Raw genomic sequence first — 22,307 nt, 5'->3', positions numbered from 1 at the left:
TGGCAAGCAAGCCCTAAGACCCTTCTTCTGAAGGGCTGGCTTCATCCACGGGCTCCGTTTCTGAGCCTATCACGGGCTCCGGAGCCACAGCAACTTTGACGAGAGCATGCCGCAAAACGCGCTCTCCGAGCAAATATCCGCGTACAAGCTGCTCGATTACGACTCCTTCAGCGTATTCGTCTGTTGGCTCGCGCATTACAGCTTCGTGATAGGTCGGATCGAATTCTTGACCTTCGGAACGCATCGGCGATACGCCCATACGCTTGAGACCATCGACAAGCTGTTTGTAAACGCTCTGGTAGCTCTTATGAATGGACATCTCCCCATCTGTTTGGGGCTTGATTTGGGCACGCGCGCGCTCGAAATTATCGATTACTGGCAGCAACTCGTTGATAATATTGATTTTGACCTGTCTATCGAGCTCTTCGCGCTCTTTTTGAGTCCGCTTGCGGAAGTTCTCAAAATCGGCTGCGATGCGAAGTGCCTGCGCGTGCAGTGCATTGCGCTGTTGAGATTCCTGTTCGACTTGCGCGCGCAGTTGCTCGAGTTCTGCGAGCGATCCGATGCCAGCGTCTGCGTCTGCAACCGCTACATTCGGCTCGTTTCGTCCTCGCGCCTCTTTCTCGAATTCATCTTCTATTGCCGAGGAGCCAGCCGAAAGTGCTTCGGCAAGAACCTGCTCCTCATCCAATTCCTCCGGAAGTTCTTCAAGCGCTTCGACAACGACGTTATCGGAGTCGGGCTCGTGCGCCTCATCGGCAGGAAAGTCGCTGGGTAAATGGGTAGGCGTGTTCAACTCGTCAGTCATAAGCGTTTCTAGCCGGTGCATGCAGTCGGGTTTCGATGGCTATCAGTGAAATAAGACAGCAACTACAACAGATTGCTAGATTCGATCATACCGCTCTTGCTGCCGACGATCCGCTGCCCGTGGGCAAGTCGACTGTTGCACTAACCGTAACCATACCCCGACTTTCCCGGAGGCAACTGTGTCTTTCGTCACTTGCTACCTTTGTTGACAGAGTGCCATAATCTGTAGCAAATAAGTTTTGTCTAAAGCTCCGTGCAAACCAGGTGTGTCGAGTGTCGCGATGATAACGCGTAACTCCTATGTGAGGGGAAATCGGTGGGGCAGTGTTACCGCGCTGGCAATCTGAAAAAGCGAACTAAAAATATGTAATATGTTGCAGCTGGCCGCTCGGGTATGCCGATGTGAAGCTTCGCTTTATCCGTGAATAGCAGCTCGTAATGGTTCTACAAGCAAGGTAAGTCTTCCAGCCATGAATAGCTCATTTTCCGCAAAGAAGCGGTCGCGCGCGCTGGTCGCGTCAAGGAAAGACTACTCCCCATTTGAGAATAAGTTAATTCAGGCTGAATTCGTCAACGATGTTCGGCAGCTTCAAGAAGCCCGAACGAGGGTTCAGGAGACTGGCGAGCCGCTGACGCAGGTGTTAGCAGAGATGATGGGTCGCGAATTGCCGCCCGAGCTGCTGCGGCAATACAAACGCCACCATCTCTTCGAACTGAAGATTCTTTTCGGCGTCGAGTCCCTCGACCCCGAGATCGACCAAGTCGATCACGACAAGGTCGGTGCACTGGTCAACGATCTCGTTCCGATCGATATCTGTCGTCGTCACAAGGTGTTGCCCTTAGCTCGATACGAAGACCCCCCAACGCTGGTCGTCGCCATGGTTGAGCCTGACAACTTGGCAGCTCAAGACGATCTCAACCTGATGTTGCGTCCTAAGGGCATCAAGATGCAGCGCTTGGTGATGGCTTTAGAAGACTTCCAATACAATATTCAGCCCTATCTCGACGCGCAGCAAAAGAAGCAAAAGCAGCAAAAGCAGCAGCAGAAACTAAAGCACGACCTGCAGGACGATCCGCTTGCTCGCCTCGTTCAGGAGTTGCAAAACCAGCAGATCCAACGTGACGACGACGAGGGCGACCAAGACGACGTCGAAGTGGACTTCGTCGATCTCTCCGGACTGGGCGACTTCGACCTCGGCCCTGAAGAAGCTGGAGATGAGTTGGATGACGACCTAACTTCTGCCCTTACCGAGGCAAAAGGCGCACCGGTCATCAACCTCGTGAACATGATTTTGATCAAGGCAATCCAGGAAGGTTCGTCGGACATCCATATCGAACCGCAAGAGAAATACTTGCGCATCCGCTTCCGCAAAGATGGGGTGTTGCAGCAATCTTTCGATCCCCTGCCGCCGAAGATTGCTCCTGCTGTGGCGGCGCGATTTAAGATTATGGCCGACCTGGACATCGCCGAACGACGGGTGCCCCAAGACGGACGAATTCGCCGCAAATTCAAGCGCCGCAACGTCGACTTTCGCGTCAGCACAATTCCGTCGCGCTTCGGCGAGAAAATCGTTCTGCGGATTCTGGACAATAGTGCCACGCAGCTCGGTTTGGACAAACTCATTACCGATGATGACTCGCTCGAGCTCGTGCGCGAGATGGCACGGCGGCCGTTCGGACTGATTCTCGTGACGGGACCCACGGGTTCGGGTAAATCTACGACGCTGTATTCGATTTTGGCCGAACGGAACGATCCGGGAATTAATATTAATACGGCAGAAGACCCAATTGAATACTCGCTACCGGGCATCACGCAGGTGCAGGTACTCCGGCAAAAAGGAATGGATTTCGCCTCGATCTTGCGCTCTTTCTTGCGGCAGGATCCGGACATCATCTTAGTGGGTGAGACTCGCGACCGAGAGACGGCGCAGACTGCTATTGAAGCTGCGCTGACAGGTCACTTGGTTTTGACGACGTTGCACACGAACGACGCGGCTGGCGCGATCGCTCGCTTGGATGAAATGGGCGTAGAACCCTTCATGATCTCGGGTTCGCTCATCGGTATCCTCGCACAGCGCTTGATGCGTCGCGTTTGCTCGGAATGCCGCATACCTTACCACCCAGACAAGTCAGAGCTGGCGCGTTTCGGTCTGTCAGCAGCTAACGAGGGGGATATTACCTTCTACCGAGCCAACAAATTGACTGCAGACGATGCTGAAGAAGCACGTAAAAGCGGCATACTCTGCGAGAAATGCAACGGTTCGGGGTACAAGGGTCGCGTTGGTGTCTACGAAGTCATGCGGAATACCGAGCGCTTGCAGGCACTCATCACAGAGGGCGCGCCCACCGAACGTATTAAGGAAGCGGCGGTCGAGGAAGGGATGAACACGCTGCTGGCATATAGTCTCAATCTCGTGCGGGACGGGTACACTACGTTCGAAGAAGTCGAGCGCGTAACATTTACCGACTCGGGACTGGAAGCGGAACTCAAAGCCAAGCGCAAGAGTTCGTTAACATGCAAAACCTGCAAAGCAGAACTGCAGCCGGATTGGCTTGATTGTCCTTACTGCCTGACACCGCGCTTCCAAGATTAATGCGTTCAGCCTGAGCCCGAATACTTGAGCCCGAATACTTCTGTATGACGACTTCGCAGCCAACAGTAACCCAATGCGATCGCCCGCACGGAGGACATCCCCATGGAGTTGATGATCGAAGACCTGATGGAGAAACTTGTCGAGCTCGGTGGCTCGGACATGCACATCCAGGCGGATGCACCAATTTACTTCCGCGTCAGTGGCAAGCTCGGACCGATCGACGAACGCGAGCTTTCGCCTCAAGAGACGCAGCGGTTGATCTTTAGCATGCTCAACAACACCCAGCGCAAGCACCTCGAGCAGCATTGGGAGCTCGATTGTTCCTACGGGGTAAAGGGATTGGCACGCTTCCGCGTCAACGTTTATAAGGAACGCGGTGCGTATGCAGCTTGTCTGCGCGCGCTGACTTCGAAAATTCCTACATTTGAGAAACTCGGCCTGCCGAATGTCATTCGAGACATGGCGTCGCGACCGCGTGGGTTGATTTTGGTTACCGGACCGACCGGTTCCGGTAAGACGACGACACTGGCAGCTATTCTTGACTCGATCAACCGCACTCGGTCGGAGCACATCCTCACGGTTGAAGACCCAATCGAGTATGTCTTCGAGAATCAAAAGAGTCTCTTCCACCAGCGTCAAAAAGGTGAAGATACAAAGTCCTTTGCCGATGCCTTGAGGGCAGCATTGCGTGAAGATCCTGACATCATCCTCGTGGGCGAGCTACGCGACCTCGAGACCATCGCATTGGCAGTTTCGGCAGCAGAAACCGGTCACCTCGTACTTGGAACTTTGCACACCAGTTCGGCGGCTAGTACCGTGGACCGCATGGTGGACGTGTTTCCGGCTGGGCAGCAGGCACAGATTCGCGCGCAGCTCTCCAACTCGTTGATCGCTGTTTTCTGCCAAACGTTGGCTAAAAAGGCCGATCCGAAGCCCAGTGAGTTCGGACGCGCGCTGGCACAAGAGCTCATGATCGTCACGCCCGCAATTGCCAACCTCGTCCGCGAAGGAAAGACCCCGCAGATTTACTCGGCGATTCAGACCGGAATGCGTTTAGGCATGCAAACGATGGAGCAAGCGCTCTCAAACTTGGTCAATAGCAATACAATCTCGTTTGAGGAGGCAGTGTCCAAGAGCTCGCGACCGGACGAGTTGCAGCGCTTGGTTTCTGCTGGCGCAACCACGGGCAAGCGCGTTGCGGCCAGACGTTAATTTTAGATTTCGACTACGAGCGGTTCGAACCAGCCCTGCAGTAAGCTGCGTACCGTCCGTTCTTCAACCCAGCAGGTAAAGCGAGGTGAATCATGCCGACGTTTGTTGTCGACGTTCTAGATGCATCCGGGAAGCGGCTGAAAGAGAAAGTTGTGGCTCCTTCTCCCGCTCAAGCGCAGCGCATGCTGCTGAGCAAGTACGCGCGCGTCGGACAGGCGAAGCGAGCGAGTATCAACATGAACCTGGACCTGTCCGCCATTGAAGAGCGCCTGTCTGGGGTTGGTGTTAAGGATAAAGCAATATTCTCGCGTCAGTTCTCGGCGCTCGTTGATGCTGGAGTTGGCATTACGCGGGGTTTGGCGGTGTTGGGCGAACAGACGCGCAATCCGAAATTGCGCAAGTCCATTGCGGCGATCGATCGAGACGTGCAGCAAGGGATCAATCTTTCCGAAGCGATGGGGAAACAGCCGCAGTGTTTCGATCGCCTCTATGTCAGCATGATCGAAGCTGGTGAAACGGGTGGCGTGCTCGACGAAGTGCTCGATCGCTTAGCCAAGTTGCTGGAAGATTTGGCTCGCCTACAAGGGCAAATCAAAGCTGCGATGGCTTACCCAGTGGCGGTCATGCTCTTCGCGGTAGCAGTGTTCTTTGGGATGGCAATCTTTTTGATTCCGATTTTCGGAGAGATCTTCGAAGACCTCGGCGTAGAGCTACCGCTCATCACTCGCCTGATGCTGCAAGTTAGCGATGTCTTGCGCAGTTGGAGAGCTGCATTGGTAGTGGGTGTAGCAATCGCGATCGTGCTTTTGATCCGGCAGTATTACAAGACGCCGGCCGGCCGCCTGCAGATCGACATGCTGCTCCTTAAGATTCCGGTTTTGGGCGATCTCAATCAGAAGTCTGCTGTGGCCCGTTTCTGCCGCGTCTTCGGAACTCTAACGCGATCGGGCGTACCGATCCTGACGAGTTTGGAGATTGTTAAAGATACCTCAGGCAACCAAGTGGTTGCCAACTCAATCGAGGCAACATCGAGAGAAGTCGAGAAAGGCGGCATGATCAGTACGGCGCTGATCCGCGAGCGCGTTTTCCCACCCCTCGCCACTGCCATGATCAGCATTGGCGAGGAAACGGGTGAAGTGGACGCCATGCTAATGAAGGTGGCGGAATTCTACGAGCAAGAAGTCGAGCAGGCCGTTAAAGCGCTGACCAGCATTCTGGAACCCGTCATGATTGTGGTTGTAGCATGCCTGGTTGGTGTCATCTTGGTCTCGATGTACATGCCGATGTTCAAGGTCTTTGATGCCATCGGGTAGTGGCATGCGACGCCAGTTATTCCTGTCAAAACGTCTCACCACGATGCGTTCCTACCGGAGTAAAGCGATCTCGCTGCAGCAGCTCGAGCTGCTGCAGCGAGATCGCCCCTACCTTGAATCGCTCCCCAGCTTGCGTTGATCGTCCAGAGCCCGATCTCATTGCCCCTACCGCTGGCGCGGGTCCGAATAGAGGCTAAGGCTGTCGGACTGTCGGGGGAGCAAAGAGCAGCTGTGCAGCTGCCGTGTGATGTTGCGATTTTGATCTGCTACCCGGAGTGGCAAGTGAAACTTGACGTTGATGATGGAGTTCTTCTCCACCGAACGGGAGAGGGATTCTTTTCGCTCCTGACGCGGTAAAGGCAGCTGAGGGTGCGGTTCGATCGCCATTGGGAGTGGGTGATGCCGATTTCATATCGGCACAGCTTTCGCGAAACCGCCGAGCAGGGATACCCATTGTTTTGTTGTTTCCTGAAACACCAGAGCATATCAAGCGCGGGCTCTACGGTGCGGAATTGCCCGCCGTCTTGCGATCTGCCGCGCCCCAATCCGATGGCGAAGCGATCGTAAACACCTTTGCAGCCGACGGAAAAGGAAGTCGGTTGATCGATTCACAGTGGAGAGAGTAGTTTCCCCAGGCAATTGCCCTTGGAGCTTGCTTGGACCTGACACGGGGGTAGCCTTGCCGCCTGCTCGTTTACAAAGGCTCCGTCAAAGTAGGTCCTGCCATACTAGTTGCTGCTGCAGCGACTGCTCGATCGAATGCGGCGGTGTCGATCGCCTTGAGGGTTAATCCCTGCGTGAAGATGTCGTCGATAGCCACCATCTGACCGTCTGCAGTCATGAGTTTGTGGTCTTTGGTCGCGCGAATTGTCATCCCGTTATCCAGCGCGTACTCGAAAACGTCTTGCCGGCCGCGCTCGTGCCATTGAGAGATCGCTTGGGCATACAAGAATCCGCTGCGATCGACGGTATACACCGTGCAAGCAAGGCGCTCCGAAACGATCGTACCGATCGCCAGCGGTCCGTATTCAACTGTTAGGACCTCGGTGTCGTAGCTGAGGCAATATTCCGCAAACAAGACCATTTGTTCGAACAGGCGTCGCGCGATCGCTTCGCTAACGCCATTCTGCATCGATCCCGCGACAAAACTTTCGCGGTGCTTTTCCATCTCCTTGATTTTCTTTTTTCCCATCGCTCTTCGCAGCAAATCTGCCTGCCCGAGCGAATATCCTGCAAGATCTTGGGCAATCCGCATGATTTGTTCTTGATAGATCATCACGGCATAGGTTTCTTGCAGAATCGGTTCGAGGAGTTCGTGTTCGTAGCGAACTTGCTCGCGACCGTGCTTGCGATCGATGAACTTGGGAATTAGTCCGGCGTCCAACGGCCCCGGGCGGTAGAGTGCCAAGATCGAGGATAGATCTTCCAGACATGAGGGCTTAAGATCTTGCACGACCTTGAGCATGCCAGAAGATTCTAGTTGAAACACGCCGTCAAGTTGACCGCCGGAAATTGCGCTGTAGGTTTTTCCGATGTCGGCCGGAAGTTTGTGCTTCTTGAGTTCGCCCTTCGCTAAGATCTCGCGAGCTTTACGTTCGCTCAATGGCAGCTCGTCTAGATCGAGCTTGATACCTTGGTTTTGTTCGATTAGATCCGCCGAGCGCTGAATGGTTGTTAGGTTTCGCAAGCCCAGAAAGTCCATTTTTAGGAGACCGAGGGCTTCGAGATCTTCCATGTAATATTGCGTGATCGCCGTACCGTCGTTGTTGAGCTGCAGCGGTACGATCTCGTCTAACGGTTCGGCAGAAATCACTACACCCGCTGCATGGACGCCGAAGGTTTTGTTCGTTCCTTCAATGCGAATGGCCATATCTACCCAGCGCCGAACGTGCGGTTTCTCTTCATAACGTTGTTTGAATTCCGGCTCCGGAGTTTGCGGAGAAATCATCGTTTTGAGCGGCGCGGGTTTCCCGCGCGACACCGGAATCATCTTGGCCATGCGATCCGACTCGGCGTATGGAACATCGAGTACGCGCGCGACATCTTTGAGCACGGCCTTTGAAGTCAGGCGGTTGAAGGTAATGATCTGCGCGACGCGTTCGGCACCGTATCGTTTGCTGACGTAGTCGATCACTTCATCGCGGCGGTCGATGCAAAAGTCGGTGTCGATATCGGGCATCGACTTGCGTTCGGGATTGAGGAAGCGCTCGAACAACAGACCGTGGTGGACGGGGTCGATGTTCGTAATCTGTAAAACGTAAGCCACTAGAGACCCTGCTGCCGAACCGCGCCCCGGTCCGACAGGAATTGCACGATCGCGTGCATATTTGATGTAATCCCAGACGACCAGAAAGTACGTCGAGAACCCCATTTGTTGAATGATTTTGAGCTCGCGCTCCAACCGATCTTTGTAGCTAGTGTCGATTTCGCTTGCCGTGCGGCAGTTCATGCGTGCCAACAATCCCTGCCAAGACAATTCTTCGAGGTAGCTATCGGGGGTATGACTGCTGGGTACGGGAAAGTCGGGAATGCGCGGCTCGCCGAAAAGGTTGTATCGTTGGACCTTTTCGGCAACTTTTAGGGTGTTGGCGATCGCCTCGTTAACGATCTCGTCGGGTAAATGGTCGCGGAACAATTGCCGCATTTCGTCAGCAGATTTGAGGTATTCCGTACCGCTATATCGCAAGCGTTTGTCGTCGGTGACGAGCTTGCCGGTTTGAATGCAAATCAGTGCGTCGTGAGCTTCGACGTCGTTGCAGGAGATGAAGTGGGAGTCGTTGGTTGCGACGATCTCGATCTCCAACTCGCGAGCGATCGCGGCAATCCCAACATTGACGATCCGATCCTCGGACGAGCCGTGATCTTGAATTTCGAGGTAGTAATCGTCGCCGAAGCGCTGTTTGTACCAACTTGCCACTTCCCGCGCGCCGACTGTATCGCCCGCCAGCAGACGTTGTGGCACTTCGCCGCCGAGACAACCGCTTGTGACGATCAAACCTTCGCGATATTCCTCGAGCAACGGCTTGTTGACGCAGGGACGCGAGAAAATGCCTTTGCCCTGCATTCCTTTAAGGTGAGACTTAGTCGTCAGCTTGACCAAGTTCTTATAACCCTTCAGATTCTTGGCAAGGACGACCTGGTGATAGCGTCGGAAGCGGCCTTTCTGCTCGATGCTATCGGCATTGATGACGTACATCTCGTTGCCGACAATTGGCTTGATGCCTTTGCTGTTGCACAGCTTCATGAGCTCGATCGCCCCATACATCACGCCGTGGTCGGTTAAAGCAATGGCAGGCATTCCGAGTTCGACTGCGCGATCGATCAAGGCAGGAAGTTGCGACGCGCCATCAAGCAGGCTGTAGTCGCTGTGGATATGCAGGCCGACAAAGGACATTGCGTTCGGAGTTGGCTTATTGTATGAAACGATCTGGGGCGAGACGATCCAGCAACCGGCGAGATCGAGCGCTGCGGGACTCATTCGGATAACAGCGATCTCGAGGTTGCAGACAGGCGCATCGGAAGCATTTAGCAAGCGATCGGCACGTCGCAGCGCCCAAGAACTCGTAAGTCTTCCTCGTCGAGTTCGGCCGGAATCCCACTGCGAATCAGCTCGGCAAAGTCTTCGTTAGGGACCATAATACACAGTGCGTATAGGCGTCCCGGACCGGTGTTGATCAGTTGATGCAGACCGGTAGGCGGGACGAGGATACTGTGTCCAGCTCCCAAGGGCACGGCTTTTCCGTCGCACATGGCGATACCTTCGCCTTTCAGGACGAAAAACATCTCGATCGCTTGGAAGTGGCGGTTGGGTGGCGTTCGACCGCCGGGATCGAAGATTTCAACGCAAACGGTCACTGAAGCATGGGCATTTGCCGGTTCGAAAACGATCGCCAGCCGATTGCTGTCGTCCGGACTGATGCGAAATGCTTGGTAGTCGCGGCTGGTGCGATGTACGGCAAGGGTGCAGCGTTCGTAGCTAGCGGGGGCACGAGCAGAAGCAATTTTCGTGTGGTTCATGGCGTATGCTTTACTCTCGTCTTGATAGCAATTTAGGTTTTAATTGAGGCTCTAGATTTGTGTAGAGTTTATTCGGAATTTATGCAGAATTTAGGCAAGCTTAGCAGTTGCGATCGCCTCGGATAACCGCTGCGAATCGCTGACGAAGCCAAAGCATTGGTTGATGTTGTATTGCGTTGCCTGCCAGCAGAACTCCGGTGAAGTCGTGGCACTGCAATCGGCCAAGAAAATGCAGTCGTAGCCGAGGAAGTTGGCATCTTGCAACGTGACGAGCACGCATTGGTCGGCGTTAACGCCGGCAAAGAGCAATGTCGTCCGGCCGAGGTTGCGCAGAATGCTGTTGAGAGGCGTGTCCCAGAAACCGCTCATGCGATATTTGTCGACGCGAATATCGGTTGGCGGTGGTTGCAGTTCGTCGACGATCGCAGCGGCCCAACTGCCGGCGGTTAACACGGGGGCGCGGCGTTTGGGCAGTGGATCGCCGAGACCAATTCCCTCGCCGGTGGGGTTGTAGACGTGTCGGGTTGCGGCTCCGATATTAAGCAAGTCCGGGCGGTTTCCCCAGTTGAGCCAAATAATCGGGACGTCCTGCGCTCGCAGGTGCGGCAGGAGTTTTTGCAGCGGTGCGATCGGTTTGCGAGCAGGGGCAATGTCAACCCCGATATGTGCCAGCCAGCCGTCGGGGTGGCAGAAATCGTTCTGCATATCAATCGCGAGTAGTGCCGTTTTCGCTAAATCCAAGCGCAGGCGCTTCGTGTCCGCCACCAGCTCGATGGTGTGGGGCGTTAGCGGCGGACGCGTGAGGTCGGCGCTCGACACGTCGACCGTCCAAGCATTGGGGGGCGTTCCAAGCGTGCGTAACGACGTCATCGCGGCAAAGTAGCTGGCAATTCTGCAGTGAATCTGCGTCCAGCCTAGACGGCCGTTGGCGCGATCGCGATTGTTCTGAAGCTTTTCTTAGCGATCGCGTCTGCCTCAAGAGCGATCCCTTTTCACCCATTTGCTTAGGACGCCAGGAATGGCGATGCGGGGATGAATACCAAGGCACGGGAATAGAAAAAAGGGGGAGCCGTCCTAGCTACCGATCGAGAACTCTCAACTATTGAGCTGCTATCTGGAGGTGCGAAAGTCGTTGTTCGGAGAAGGCGATCGTCCCATCCTTGGCATTTAAGGCGAGCGGGTACAAGGATCGACAGGATTTCTGTTAAACCCTAGGGAAGAGTAGGGGCTTGAACTGTTTCGGACTTGGGACTTCTGACACTTCCGAAGTATGGTTTCTGCACTCACTTACATGCCAGCGCCCGGCGCGCGCAGAACGAACATTCGTACAGATTCTTGTCAAGTTCGATTGCGAGTTTCAACCGGACAGGTAGCTAGGGTCGATGGCTGTCCTATCATGTAGCTTTCTACACGCGATCGCGGCTATGACTGAAGGCTATTACAAGCTGTTGGGATTGCGGCGCGGTGCGTCGCTGACCGAGATCGACCGCGCCTATCGGGCTTTGGTACTGGAGTTACACCCCGACCGATTTCCCCATGACGAGCGGCAGCGCCGCGATGCAGAAGAGCAACTAAAAGCAATCAACCACGCCCGCGACTGCCTGCGCAAACTTCACGGCGATCGCCCACGCGTCCGCCGCTCGACCAACCGCGCGCAGCAATACCAGAGCGATCGCACGCCATCGCAGTCCTATTACCAACAATCATCGCATCGCAACGGCCGCACCCCAGAAAACGCTAACGAGCGCACCTCCGCCCAGTCCTACTCCCAACAGCAACCGCCACATCGTAACGGTCGCACTGCTGAAAACTCGGGCGATCGCACGACAGCTCAGTCCTACTACCAGCCGCCGCCGTATCAAGCCGGTCGTAGTGCGGAAAACGCTAGCGAACGCGCTGCATCTCAGTCTTACTCCCAGCAACAGCAACCACCGTATCGCAACACTCGTGCTGCGGAACACGCTAGCGGTCCCGCGTCGTCTCAGTCTTATTACAATCAGCAGCAACCTTCGCAACGGAACGGCCGCCCTGCCGAGAACCAGGGCGATCGGTCTGCAACTCAGTCCTCCTCCCAGCAGCAACCGCCATATCGTAACGGTCGTAACGCAGAAAACTCGGGAGAACGTAACTCAGATCGGTCTTACTACCAACAGCAGTCGCCGTATTGCAATGGACGCGCCGCTGAAAATCCCAGCAAGCGCACTTCAGCTCGGTCTTACTATGACCAACCGCCCCCTCCAACCGGTCGCGCGAGCTCTCAGGATTGGAATGAGTGGGATCAGCCGACATCGTATTATCAACCTCCTAAATCGCCTTCTCAACCTCCCAAAGCGCCTCAGCAGAAAGATTTTCGGCAGAACGGCGTTCAACAAAACGGACGCTCTAACGAGCCTTCAATCGATTCCGCTTCGTGGCAGCGATCGCGGGCTTGCGTATCGCGGCCCTTACATCCCTATCCCAGCTGCAACGGTGCCGATCTGCGCGGTCGCAATCTCACCGAGCAAGACCTATCTTGTGGCGATTTTAGAGATGCCGACCTGCGCGATGCTAACCTCAGCGATGCTTTTTTGCACACCGCTGATTTGCAAGGGGCGAACTTAGAAGGAGCCAATCTATTCCGTGCCAACCTGTTGCAAGCGAATCTGCGCAACGCTAACTTACGCGGCGCAAATTTGATCGGAGCTGATTTTAGCGGTGCAGACTTACGAGGAGCTGACTTCACGGGGGCCAACGTGGGAACGCGCGAGCGGGTATTGGTCAAGCTCGTCGGCGCGCAATTGACTGGGGCGATCTTGCCCAACGGGAAGGTGTGCGGCAAGTAGACATGCTCCCTTTAGGATCGCCTTCCTTCGAGTCGCCTGCAACCGAATGGCAGACAACCATATGGCAGGCAACTGAATGGCAGACAACTGAATAGTGACTGCGTCAGGGGCGATTAATTGTGTCTGGTCAGCTGCCCAAAATCTTTATAAATATGCTTATTCTTGCAGCTGGCGATGGAACAATACCCGATGGTATGTATAGAAACGCAGCATGGGCAGACTCGTTTTGTGCAACCTCAAGCATTTCTAAGACCTAGTTCTCTTGGCTACTTGGTTTCGTTAATGAGGCAGGCAATAATTGGCTGTTTAAAAGGGTTCAGCCGGGTATCAGAGTCCCTTGAGGAAACCCATAGGACCTCGCCAAAGTCCTAGTCCCTCTGCGCAATGCATGTGCCCGATTTCGCGCAACTCGGCTTTTCAAACGGCTTCTGAGACAAAGGAGAAGGTGCAAGGAAAAATTGTCAGGAGAAACCGAGGCAGGGATAATACATTTCCAAATCGATCGAGTTAGCTAAAACCGGGTTAGCCAAAATAGCCTGTAAGCCATGCCCTGACTTAGCTACGGCCCACCACTACTTGTAGATCCTTAAGCAGTCGGGCTAGCGTAAAAATAACGCCATACTGCTTGACGGCTCACTTGTCTCGCCATGCGTATTTACGGCAACCGTCGCATTGAAACCCTACCCGGATTGGCAACGCGCCCGACAGCCAGCCGCGTGCGTTCGTCCGTGTTCGATATTTGGCAGGCTCGCATTTCCGACTGTCGCTGGCTAGATTTGTGTGCAGGCAGCGGCTCGATGGGTGCAGAGGCACTATGTCGCGGTGCAGCATTGGCAGTCGGCATCGAGCAGTCAGGACGAGCGTGTCGCATCGTGCGGCGTAACTGGCAGCAAGTCGCTGATGACAGTCGCTTCCGGCTCCTGCGTGGAGATATCCGCCTGGTGCTTCCGACTCTATGCGGCGAGCAGTTTGACTGTATATATTTTGACCCACCTTACAACAGCGATCTTTACGCCAAGGTGTTGAAGACTGCCACGGACATTGGTGTGCTGGACCCAGAGGGCGAACTCGCAGCCGAGTACGACCCCAAACGCTGGACTCCCATCGCAGTGAAAGGATTAGAGCTCTGCCGACAGAAAACTTACGGCAACACGGCGATCGCGTTCTACTGTCGCGACGATACTTGTGTAGAGGTTTAGTGCCGGGGGCAAGGGCAACCGGGTCGCACCGTCTGTTGATTAACAGTCGCCCCTCACGCCAGAAAGACTCTGCTAATTAGAGGGATCGTTGCCCAATGACCACCGGCGCTCGATTGCCTGGAGTTTGCCACTTTCTCTAAGGCGCAACAGTACCCGATTCACCGACTCGGTGTACGAACTACCTTCTGGCAGGGCAACGCCGTATTGCTGGCGCTCGAAGACATCGCCGACAACTGCAAACTCCGGATTCTGGGATGCAAAGTACAGAAGCGTTGGCGAATCGTTAACAACAGCCCGAACGTCCTCTGTACGCAGTAAGTTGTAAGCTTGCTCTGGATCGCTGGCATTAACAATCTTGACCGGGCGACCGGCAAGGAATTCAGCCGAGGTCGTACCCCGGACTGCAGCAACGCGCTGACCGTATAGGTCTTCCGGTCCGTCAATTTGGTTTTGTAGGCGATTGGCAGTGACGGCTGCTGTGAAGTATGCAAACACCATAATCCCCGAGAACATCCACGCGATCGCCACTAAGCGCCCGATAACACTGCGAGGATATTTGTCACCGTAGCCCACGGTTGTTGCCGTTACGAGCGACCACCAAAACGCTTCCCAAATGCCGCGTAAATACCCCGATGGGAACATATCCGGGTCGGTCCGTCGCTCGCAAAGCCAAAGCACGTGGGCGGCTCCAAGCGCCACACCGAAAACCAACCCCAGTGCCTGTAGCGTCGTCCAAGAGAAGATGTATCCGAAGAACGCCTCAACCGGATGTGTGGCACGGTCGAGCACGAGAATTTGCAAGCCGGATTCGTAGAAACTGTGGGAGAAGTCGATTGCTTGCTCGCGTTCGGCGGTGATCGTGATGCCCGCGATCGCGGCATCGAGTTCCCCAACCTCCACATCGGCAAGCATCGTGTGGATGTTCGGATAAGCAACGAATTCAGTATCAACATCTAGTTCGAGAGCCACTTGGTGCCACAAATCGATGCTGAAGCCGATCGGAGCGGGGCCGTCCGCTTCCTCTTCGCGAAGGAAGACTAGTGGCGGAAAGTTATTGACTCCGACGCGGAGAGTTTCCGCCCGCACCCCCACTGCTCCAATTGCCCAACTCAAACCCGCGATCGCGACAGCGAAGCCCATTCGATGGTTGGTTCCCGCGCTCCTCAAATTACATGCTCCTATTCACGTGCTACGGCTTCCTCGGACATTCCAGGCGCGATCGCATTCGTCCCCCTGCCACAGTGCGATCCGCCAAACGAGCTTGCCGCTGACAGCGGCTCATTAGGTAACGAAAATGGCAACGCCGGGACGCCGACGAGTCGCGCAGCAATTGTGGCAAAGTCGGCAACGATCTCGTTGCGGTTGCGATCGGGAAGTAAGGGTAAGTGAGCAAAGACGCAAGGCAGGGGTTGGTTAGCATCCCGCAGAAATTGCAACATCTGGAAGTACAACCCCTCACAGACAAACCGACCGGCATCTTCGCAAATGCGTAATCATGGTAGTCCCACCATCAATCGCGCTAGGTTTGCCGCGACCGAGAGCGTAGAGTTAACTCCGCTAGCGAATGTTTCGAGTCCGAGGCATGCCCGCGACTCCACCATTCCACAGCAAAGCACGACATCGGGGCATTCTTGCTGGATGCAGGCGATCGCTTGTTTGCTAGCGCGCTCGGTGCCTACTGGCAGTTGGCATAGAAAGACACGCTTGCCTAAAAGCGGCTGCGCACGAAAAAACGCGAGCAAGTCATAGGATGCAGTCGAATGTTGGTATGGCAACCAGCTTCGAAATGATGTCAGGAGAAAGGTTCGCGGCAAGATCGCGTCCGTTTGAAATCAACGAGCAAATTCATTCTCTCGCACCGTAGCACGTTAGAAATCAGACCGTGAGTTCGATGCAGCACGAGCTAGACGAGCGTTGTCGGAACGCGGATGGTCGCTGTAGGTAACTGGAGCCGATTTGCAGAGGGGGAATCTGCGCGACCCGAGCATATATCGATAGCAAAAGAGCCGTACATATCAATGTTCGGCTCTTAGCGAGGAATCGAGTCAAATTTTTGCAGTTCGGATGCGACTGCCTATCGCGGCAAATTGTTGCTGGCGTAGGTGTCTAGCGTAAATGCCGGAACGCGCTCGTTGAAGTTAATTTGGCTGCCCGTAAGCGATTCAGACAGTTTCTCGAAGGAGTTAGAGCGCCAGTTCCGCTCGTGGATCGGCTTACTCTGCTCGCCGCGGAAATAAGCTTGCGAACCCAGCAGCGCCGCCGCAACGAAACCGATAACAAATAGGGCAATCAAGACAGATAGCATTTGAGACAACCTCTCTGTACGATGTTGAACGAAACTTGGTAACGACTGCGAGGTATCGATTCGGGGTTTTACAGTTCGGACGGGACTGCCTATCCAGGCAAATTGTTGCTGGCGAAAGTGTCCAGCGTGAATCCCGGGACGCGGTCGTTGAAATTAATTCCTACGCCTGTCAAAGATTCAGACAGCTGCTCGAAGGAATCAGAGCGCCAGTTCCGCTCGTGGATCGGCTTACTCTGCTCGCCGCGGAAATAAGCTTGCGAACCCAGTAGCGCCACCGCAACAAATCCGATGACAAATAGTGAAATCAAGATAGTCAGCATCTTAGGTATCCTCCCTGATTGGCATTGAAACGAGTCTTATTAACTTCTATAACGATTATGTAACGAACTGTAAAGTTATGGCAATGCCTAAAGGTAGATATGCTATATAACTTGCGGTCGAATGCCATCTCTACCGCCGGCACTTCTGCGCAAGGAGCTGGTCGAGCGAGTTTCGCGCAGCCCCTGACCGGTGAGGTAATATCGCCGAGATGAGTCTGTATATTTCGATTGGGCAAAGAATTGGTAGCCAGCTAACCGCTTAGCCGGTTTAGGCTCTGCTTCGTTTTTCTTGCGCGTCCGTCACATCACTGAGAGCTGGGCTGGGATTTCCATGGAATCGAACAGTAAATTCAGGAGATGCTCGCGGCTGCAAGCTGGGACGAGTACCCCCTTGCGGAGACTTCCGCGCCCCCGCTGGGGTCAATAGCTATAAACGAGGAGCAAAGAAAAACTGTGAACGAGCAACTTCGAGGGCAATTAAGACAGTGGCTCGATCGCCTGCTGATGGTGGATCTGTTTTTGGTCCTAGTGAGCTTTTTCTGGCTGGCGATCGCCTTAGTCGGTCGCGCGCTTGACATCCCCCTCGGGCTCGACCTGTGGTACCGACTTTGGGAGCCAATATTCACCCCCGCGATCGGGATTCTCATGCTCGGCGCGATCGCCAGCGGCATTGCGAGCCAGATTGTCAAGCGCCTCGACGCGTCCTCGTCGAGCGAATAAAAATCTCAAACCGGGGCGACTCCCCGGCCAAGAAACGAGCGGTAAGCCCTTAACATCCCCTTTACATTCGGGATAAAACTGTGAGTATAATGATTAAAGCGTAGTCGTTATGAGTTTGGATAGGACAGCACCATGTCGAATGTAGAAAATCTAGTCATCATCGGTTCCGGTCCAGCCGGGTACACTGCTGCGATCTATGCCGCGCGAGCAAACTTAAAGCCGCTGATGTTTGAGGGATTGCAGGCAGGCGGATTGCCGGGCGGACAGCTGATGACTACCACCGAAGTCGAGAACTTCCCCGGGTTTCCTGAAGGATTGACGGGACCGGAGCTGATGCAGCGAATGAAGGCACAAGCCATCCGATGGGGGACGGAGTGCCACACCGAAGACGTCACGTCCATCGACCTCAGCCAGCGTCCATTCGTAGTGCGGTCTGAGGAGCGCGAAGTCAGAGCCCACAGTATCGTTATCGCTACGGGTGCGACCGCCAAGCGCCTCGGGCTGCCCAGCGAGCGCGAGTTTTGGAACCGCGGCATCTCTGCCTGTGCGATCTGCGATGGCGCAACCCCGATTTTTCAAGGGGTCGAACTGGCCGTTATTGGCGGCGGTGACTCGGCGGTCGAGGAGGCCGTGTTCCTTACAAAGTACGGCTCGCACGTCCACCTGTTAGTGCGCCGCAATGCTTTACGGGCAAGCAAGGCAATGCAAGACCGCGTTTTAACCAACCCTAAGGTGACCGTTCACTGGAATACCGAAGCTATTGACATCTACGGAGAAGCCGGCGGTTACATGAACGGGATCCGCGTTCGTAACAAGCAAACGGGCGAGGAAAGTAATATCGAGGCGAAAGGACTGTTCTACGCGATCGGTCACACGCCAAACACCGAATTGTTCCACGACCAGCTCGATCTTGACGCCGTGGGCTATATTGTCACCCAACCCGACTCGGTAGCGACCAGTGTCGAAGGGGTTTATGCTGCGGGTGACGTTCAAGATCGCGAATACCGCCAAGCCATCACCGCTGCCGGAACGGGCTGTCAAGCAGCTCTTCTGGCAGAGCGCTATCTCTCAGCCAACGGTTTGGTGCGAGAGTTTCACCAAAACCAGGATGCAACCAACCCGGACGCTCGTGAAAGCGATGTCCCTCCGGAGGCAACAGCAGAGGCGGCAGAAGTAACGTTTGATGCCACCCAGACTCGGCATTACGGGGGCTACGCGCTGCGCAAGTTATTCCACGAGAGCGAGCGACTGACGATCGTGAAGTACGTGTCGCCCAGCTGCGGTCCCTGCAAGACGCTGACGCCAATTTTGGATAAGGTCGTCGACGAGTTCGACGGACAAATTCACTTTGTCACCATTGACATCACGGCCGATCCGGACATTGCTGAGAATGCAATGGTTACCGGGACGCCAACGGTGCAGTTTTTCCGCGACAAAGAAATCCTGGACCAAGTCCGCGGTGTAAAGCAGAAGAGTGAGTTCCGGGCCAAAATCAAGCAACACTTGTCTACCGGCGTTACCGCATAACCTAGCTTCGTCTTTGCCCGCATCAAAACCTGCCTAGCCAATTGCGCGATCTTTAGTGGGAGTTCGATTAACTGGCATTGGTTGTGAGCTTCAGACTTGGTTTGGTGGTGTTGCCAGCACAAGGGTAAATACACGCTGCGCCAGAAATACGCCAGCTCGGGCACTCCATGTCCGAGCTGGCGCGATCGAAAGAGGTAGGAGTTAGGAGTTCACATCAGCCTCAGACGTTGTGGGCGGGTAGCTTGTTCGCCCGCAGAATCTGATTTTTCAGGAAGGTCTGCCTCGGTTGGGGTCGGGTTCGCAATCGGAACGAACGGTGGATTGCCCATTATCTGAATGACCGTGCCATCAGCCGGCAAGCTGGCCGGCGATAAGGTTAACTCGTTACTGCCGGCGCGGCGGATACTGACTTCATCCACGAGTTCGAGAAACTCGTCCAACGCAAGGAGATCGCAATTTGCTTCGTCAGCTGCCTGCGTACGATAGTGCGTCGGTACTGCTAAGCGAGGTCGCAGGGTTTCCAATGCTGCTATGGCTTCGGAGGGCGTGTAGGCTTTGATGCCATTACCAACGGGTAGGAAGACGACATCCGGGCGGCCGATCAAGATTTTCTGTTCGATCTCGATGGGGGCAGCAGCGCCGCCGAGGTGCAGGAGCTTGAGTCCGCCCTGCTCCCACATCCACGCTACATTCGTGCCGAAGCGCCGACCGCCCTCGCGATCGTGGGCAATGCCGATGCCTTGGAGTTCCAAGCCGCGAAATGTGTAGGCACCCGGCTCGAACAGCACTTGGGGGTTACCCGGCACTTGTCCGACATCGCCTTCATCGAGTAATTGGCTGCTGATCAGCACTAAATCTGCATCGACAGCTGGAACTGCGTAGCCAGCCGTGCAGCCGATCTGCCGAAATGGATTGACCAGAATTCTCAATCCGCCGCCGACAAACAAAAAGCAAGTGTGCCCCAACCACCGTACGGTCACGCTGCCGCTCTGTGCCCGGACCGGACCACGTCCGGACACCCACGTCGATGCCGCCGCCGCGATCGCTGTCGTTCCAGCTAAGCGTAATAGTTTTCGTCGTCTCATCTCGCGCTTCTTACCGACTCCTCGCGTTTGCGTGTCCATTCTCTCAGACGGCGGACTGCTCGGGCTGCAGTCTCCTAAGTAGCAAAATCCTTAAAAGGCAGGCGAGCGCAAGGGAGTGACTGATGGCACGATCGCACCAAGGAAGTTGCGTAACAATTGTTTGCCGCCTGCAGTCAGGATACTTTCCGGGTGGAACTGCACGCCCTGTAAGTGGGGAAACTGGCGGTGGCTTAGCCCCATAATCGTACCGTCCTCGAGCCAAGCCGTAACCTCCAGGACCGCAGGCAATGACTCGCGCTCGACAACCAGGCTGTGATAGCGCGTGGCCGTAAAGGGATTCTCGAGCCCGGCGAAGACGCCAGTCTCATCGTGGTAAATCGGCGAGGTTTTGCCATGAACGAGCGTCGGAGCCGAGATGACCTTACCACCGAATACTTGACCGATACATTGGTGTCCCAAACAGACGCCGAGGAGCGGTAGCGTTGGCGCGCAGGTGCGAATCAGCTCCATCGAGATTCCGGCATCCTCCGGACGCCCCGGTCCCGGCGAGATAATGAGTCCATCGGGTTGCTGCTGGTTCAGGTCGTCGAGGCCGAGGCAGTCGTTGCGGTAGACCTGCACGTCATCGGCCACGGGCAACTCCGTACCAAGTTCGCCGAGGTATTGCACTAAGTTGTAGGTAAAACTGTCGTAGTTGTCGATAACAATAATCAAAGCTCGATCCTCGCAGGCAACCCGATCGCCTGACGATCCTAGCTCGACCGCGCAAGCATTAACTGCCAAGCACCAGGGTCGCTAGCGGCGGTAGCAAAATCAGCCCGGCAACCACTACTGAGGCGATCGCCGCGATCAGGACTGCACCTGCTGCGCAATCTTTAGCAGTCTTGGCCAGCTCGTGATAGGTCTGTCGCACGGTCAGGTCGACGACCGATTCAATGGCCGTATTTAGTAGCTCTAGCACCATAACCAGCGCGGCCGTCAGCCCCACAACTGCCAACTCTACTGTGCCGACCTGCAAAAAAGCGCCCAGAGCAAGAGCTAGGACGCCGACCGTGCAGTGGATGCGGAAATTACGCTGCGTGACAAAGGCGTAGTGTACGCCTGCCCAGGCATATCTAAAACTGACGAGTAGATTGGGAGCAACTTTCCAAGCAAGGCGGCGTTCCGAGCGCTCAGCGCGGGCGCCACGCGGGGCTTCGGTTTCGACAGATGCCGACGGCACGTAGCGCGAAAAATCCTCGGCAGCCGCTAGCTTGCCCTTCCGGGGAGCGGTCGAGCTGAAGTTGCTCATAGTTCCTGGCTGGGTTAAGTGCATGTTAAGTATAGTCCGCCAACTCGCTATGCCCAAGGGTCAACGCGCGCTCTTTTTGCCAATGATTAGAGTTTCTTAACATAATTTCCTGGCACGCCAGCATAGCGGCGAGGGCATCAGCGCTGGGATGGTCCCAGCCGAGTAGGTGTAACAGTCCGTGGGTTGCCAGCCAGACAAGCTCGAGCGACAGGGCATGATGGCGTTCGGCAGCTTGGCGGCGCGCGGTCTCTACAGAAATGATGATGTCACCCAGATACAGCGGTTCCGCACTTGCCTCGGGGAGTTCCAAGGCTGTCGGGTCCGGCATGTCGGTTTCCAGCGAGGCAAAGGCAAGGACATCTGTAGGGCGATCGCGATCGCGGTAATTGGCATTTAGGTATTGGATCTCGGCATCGTCGCACAGGCGCAGTGCGAGCTCGTAGCCGGTGCCGCTCGGGGGGATCTTGGGGGCGACAGCCAGCCAGGTAGCGATCCATTGCGTCCAATGCTCGGAATCGCGTGGGATATCTGCGAGCGCCGCGATCGCGTCGGTCACTTGAACGCAAACTTCAACCGAAAGAGTCGGCGGTTCGGCCATTGGCGGAGAGGCGTCCATGCAGTGCTGCCTCAGCGCGTTAGATAGGACAGCCCGACGAACAGGGCGAGCAGTCCGATGGTACTGAGAACGAAGTGATAGACGGACTTGCCGCGCTTGCGTACCATGTTGCGCATGGCAAGCTTGACATAACTCGGCGGCGGTTCGGCGGTTGGTGGTGCTGGCTTGTCACCTGCAGGCATTGCAGTGGGGGTTTGAGGTTCGATGGTCACGGGAAATCGCAGTTAGTTCTTTGCGTGTCCATTTTACGCAGGCAGTTGGTTGAGATATAGAAGCCCGCCGTCGATTGTCTGCTTGCGACCGCAGCAGCTGTTCATTCTGCAATCGATCCGCAACCTAAGCAGTTGCTTTTGAGCCGGGCGTCTGGCGGCTTGCCGACAATATCTGCTACCTGCGAGTTTTGTTTATAGGCGGTGACGAGATACTTCTCGATTGGCAGCTTGAGATCCCGCGTTTTTCGATCGGCTTGTGACATTTCG

Annotated in this window: 20 protein-coding genes and 2 pseudogenes; 8 read left to right on the top strand and 14 right to left on the bottom strand. The window is 55.3% G+C overall.

The features are described 5' to 3' along the window. Positions 1 to 13 precede the first annotated feature (13 nt). Positions 14 to 808, bottom strand: coding sequence for a nucleotide exchange factor GrpE (gene grpE / locus KR51_RS12180; protein ID WP_051358189.1), 795 nt, complete (start codon positions 806 to 808; stop codon positions 14 to 16). 469 nt (positions 809 to 1,277) lie between these two features. Between grpE and KR51_RS12175 the strand changes: the two genes are divergently transcribed. The 3 genes from KR51_RS12175 (at position 1,278) to KR51_RS12165 (ending at position 5,926) form a co-directional block, all read left to right on the top strand. Further along, the gene (locus KR51_RS12175) at positions 1,278 to 3,401 is read left to right on the top strand and encodes a GspE/PulE family protein (RefSeq protein ID WP_022608171.1); all 2,124 of its coding nucleotides are present in this window, start codon (positions 1,278 to 1,280) and stop codon (positions 3,399 to 3,401) included. Between the two features lie 96 nt (positions 3,402 to 3,497). After that, complete coding sequence (locus tag KR51_RS12170) at positions 3,498 to 4,613, top strand: type IV pilus twitching motility protein PilT (RefSeq protein WP_456300045.1); 1,116 nt, start codon at positions 3,498 to 3,500, stop codon at positions 4,611 to 4,613. 92 nt (positions 4,614 to 4,705) lie between these two features. After that, complete coding sequence (locus tag KR51_RS12165; RefSeq protein ID WP_022608169.1) at positions 4,706 to 5,926, top strand: type II secretion system F family protein; 1,221 nt, start codon at positions 4,706 to 4,708, stop codon at positions 5,924 to 5,926. 694 nt (positions 5,927 to 6,620) lie between these two features. Here KR51_RS12165 and KR51_RS12155 read toward each other — a convergent pair. The 3 genes from KR51_RS12155 to KR51_RS12145 all read right to left on the bottom strand — a co-directional run bounded on the left by KR51_RS12155 (position 6,621) and on the right by KR51_RS12145 (position 10,813). Further along, a complete protein-coding gene (locus KR51_RS12155) occupies positions 6,621 to 9,320 on the bottom strand; it encodes a DNA polymerase III subunit alpha (protein WP_022608168.1) in 2,700 nt (899 codons plus the stop codon). 131 nt (positions 9,321 to 9,451) lie between these two features. After that, on the bottom strand, positions 9,452 to 9,943 hold the full coding sequence (locus KR51_RS12150) for a cupin domain-containing protein (RefSeq protein ID WP_022608167.1): 492 nt from the start codon (positions 9,941 to 9,943) through the stop codon (positions 9,452 to 9,454). A 90-nt stretch (positions 9,944 to 10,033) separates the two neighbouring features. Then, positions 10,034 to 10,813 (bottom strand): cysteine hydrolase family protein, encoded by a 780-nt coding sequence (locus KR51_RS12145; RefSeq protein ID WP_022608166.1) that lies wholly within the window; start codon positions 10,811 to 10,813, stop codon positions 10,034 to 10,036. Between the two features lie 512 nt (positions 10,814 to 11,325). Between KR51_RS12145 and KR51_RS21420 the strand changes: the two are divergent. The 3 genes and pseudogenes from KR51_RS21420 to rsmD all read left to right on the top strand — a co-directional run. Then, positions 11,326 to 11,538 (top strand): annotated as a pseudogene (locus tag KR51_RS21420) (J domain-containing protein); the annotation flags it as partial. An 858-nt stretch (positions 11,539 to 12,396) separates the two neighbouring features. Then, a pseudogene (locus tag KR51_RS21415) lies at positions 12,397 to 12,765 on the top strand (pentapeptide repeat-containing protein); the annotation flags it as partial. Between the two features lie 647 nt (positions 12,766 to 13,412). Beyond that, positions 13,413 to 13,964 carry a 16S rRNA (guanine(966)-N(2))-methyltransferase RsmD gene (gene rsmD / locus KR51_RS12130; protein WP_022608162.1) on the top strand — a complete coding sequence of 184 codons (552 nt, stop codon included), beginning with the start codon at positions 13,413 to 13,415 and terminating at the stop codon, positions 13,962 to 13,964. 72 nt (positions 13,965 to 14,036) lie between these two features. Here the strand turns inward: rsmD and KR51_RS12125 are convergent, their stop codons facing one another. The 4 genes from KR51_RS12125 to KR51_RS12110 form a co-directional block, all read right to left on the bottom strand. Beyond that, positions 14,037 to 15,104: a transporter substrate-binding domain-containing protein gene (locus KR51_RS12125; protein ID WP_022608161.1), complete on the bottom strand. Its 1,068-nt coding sequence runs from the start codon at positions 15,102 to 15,104 to the stop codon at positions 14,037 to 14,039. Between the two features lie 38 nt (positions 15,105 to 15,142). After that, positions 15,143 to 15,403, bottom strand: a complete 261-nt coding sequence (locus KR51_RS12120) for a hypothetical protein (protein ID WP_022608158.1) — start codon at positions 15,401 to 15,403, stop codon at positions 15,143 to 15,145. Between the two features lie 635 nt (positions 15,404 to 16,038). Next, positions 16,039 to 16,269 carry a photosystem II protein, Psb35-related gene (locus KR51_RS12115; protein ID WP_022608156.1) on the bottom strand — a complete coding sequence of 77 codons (231 nt, stop codon included), beginning with the start codon at positions 16,267 to 16,269 and terminating at the stop codon, positions 16,039 to 16,041. 89 nt (positions 16,270 to 16,358) lie between these two features. Then, positions 16,359 to 16,589: a photosystem II protein, Psb35-related gene (locus KR51_RS12110; protein ID WP_022608154.1), complete on the bottom strand. Its 231-nt coding sequence runs from the start codon at positions 16,587 to 16,589 to the stop codon at positions 16,359 to 16,361. 453 nt (positions 16,590 to 17,042) lie between these two features. Here KR51_RS12110 and KR51_RS12105 point away from each other — a divergent pair, with 453 nt between their 5' ends. Together KR51_RS12105 and trxB are read left to right on the top strand one after the other, a co-directional pair. Then, a complete protein-coding gene (locus KR51_RS12105) occupies positions 17,043 to 17,309 on the top strand; it encodes a hypothetical protein (protein WP_022608152.1) in 267 nt (88 codons plus the stop codon). Between the two features lie 132 nt (positions 17,310 to 17,441). Then, positions 17,442 to 18,836: a thioredoxin-disulfide reductase gene (gene trxB, locus KR51_RS12100; protein ID WP_022608150.1), complete on the top strand. Its 1,395-nt coding sequence runs from the start codon at positions 17,442 to 17,444 to the stop codon at positions 18,834 to 18,836. 209 nt (positions 18,837 to 19,045) lie between these two features. On the opposite strand, the gene KR51_RS12095 is transcribed toward trxB, so the two are convergent. From KR51_RS12095 to KR51_RS19780, 6 genes are all read right to left on the bottom strand, one after another. Next, a complete protein-coding gene (locus KR51_RS12095; RefSeq protein ID WP_084202464.1) occupies positions 19,046 to 19,921 on the bottom strand; it encodes an MBL fold metallo-hydrolase in 876 nt (291 codons plus the stop codon). Positions 19,922 to 20,011: 90 nt separating this feature from the next. Next, the gene (locus tag KR51_RS12090) at positions 20,012 to 20,635 is read right to left on the bottom strand and encodes an anthranilate synthase component II (protein ID WP_022608146.1); all 624 of its coding nucleotides are present in this window, start codon (positions 20,633 to 20,635) and stop codon (positions 20,012 to 20,014) included. Positions 20,636 to 20,693: 58 nt separating this feature from the next. After that, positions 20,694 to 21,212 (bottom strand): diacylglycerol kinase family protein, encoded by a 519-nt coding sequence (locus KR51_RS12085; protein WP_198016771.1) that lies wholly within the window; start codon positions 21,210 to 21,212, stop codon positions 20,694 to 20,696. A 25-nt stretch (positions 21,213 to 21,237) separates the two neighbouring features. Beyond that, the gene (gene ybeY / locus KR51_RS12080; RefSeq protein ID WP_022608142.1) at positions 21,238 to 21,828 is read right to left on the bottom strand and encodes an rRNA maturation RNase YbeY; all 591 of its coding nucleotides are present in this window, start codon (positions 21,826 to 21,828) and stop codon (positions 21,238 to 21,240) included. Between the two features lie 11 nt (positions 21,829 to 21,839). Further along, positions 21,840 to 22,010, bottom strand: a complete 171-nt coding sequence (locus KR51_RS12075; RefSeq protein ID WP_071783311.1) for a DUF3285 domain-containing protein — start codon at positions 22,008 to 22,010, stop codon at positions 21,840 to 21,842. 131 nt (positions 22,011 to 22,141) lie between these two features. Continuing rightward, a complete protein-coding gene (locus KR51_RS19780; protein ID WP_022608138.1) occupies positions 22,142 to 22,303 on the bottom strand; it encodes a hypothetical protein in 162 nt (53 codons plus the stop codon). Positions 22,304 to 22,307: the final 4 nt, after the last annotated feature.

The organism is Rubidibacter lacunae KORDI 51-2 (assembly GCF_000473895.1).
Taxonomy (GTDB): Bacteria; Cyanobacteriota; Cyanobacteriia; order Cyanobacteriales; family Rubidibacteraceae; genus Rubidibacter; species Rubidibacter lacunae.
The sequence above is the reverse complement of the archived record's forward strand: the minus strand, read 5'-3'. Positions and strand labels throughout refer to the sequence as shown.